Origin of the sequence: Pseudomonas brassicae, assembly GCF_010671725.1 — a bacterium.
Taxonomy (GTDB): domain Bacteria; phylum Pseudomonadota; class Gammaproteobacteria; order Pseudomonadales; family Pseudomonadaceae; genus Aquipseudomonas; species Aquipseudomonas brassicae.
The window spans coordinates 1-668 of sequence record NZ_JAAHBU010000582.1; the positions used below are offsets into that span (position 1 = coordinate 1).

At 47.5% G+C, this 668-nt stretch carries 1 protein-coding gene; it reads left to right on the top strand.

Going from position 1 to position 668, the window contains the following annotated elements; all coding sequences use genetic code 11:
- Window positions 1-557: hypothetical protein (locus G3436_RS26330; RefSeq protein ID WP_243667343.1), on the top strand; the 557-nt coding region annotated here is incomplete at its 5' end.
- Window positions 558-668: the final 111 nt, after the last annotated feature.

The window sequence follows — 668 nt, forward strand, 5'->3', positions numbered from 1 at the left end:
GGGCAGCGTTGTGGTCTATGCAGATTTTGGATCACTGGCCCTGCCCATCTCCTCGGGCAGATACTGCTGTGAACAACTTGGCGTACACGATCCGCAAGAAAGGATTGGAGATTGCCCGACTCAATGATGCCTGCATAGATGCAGAGGATGAGGGTCGGCAAAAGGAGGCTCGCCGACTTCGGGATCGGGTTGACCTTTTGAACCGCGAGCTTGAGATAGACGTAAGTGAATGGGCATCCCGGTATGATTATGCTCAACAGTCTTTAGAGAAGCTCAGCGAATACATGGAAGCTAAAGCCAAAATCATAGCCACTGATAAAGGTCAAATGGTGCCCGTACCCTATTTGACGAAGAGTGACGCGTTTGATCTTAAAATTACAATGGAACAGTCTCACGAGTTCGCTCTATTAGACCAAATTACGCAGCTGAGTAAATTTACTACCGGCTTTACAAACCGAGAAGCCGAGATTGATAAGCATCAAATACTGTCTAAAATGATGCTGGCGAATGGTATCTCCCCGTTTTTACTAACTTTAGATCAAGACAAAGCTCAATGAGGCCGGCAACCTCCTGTCCGCCCTGATTCTTCAGCGTGTCGAATCGAATAACCTTACGGACGTTTTGTCTGGTGCCACTCCTCTTATGCATTACCCAGCACTTCAAGAAAC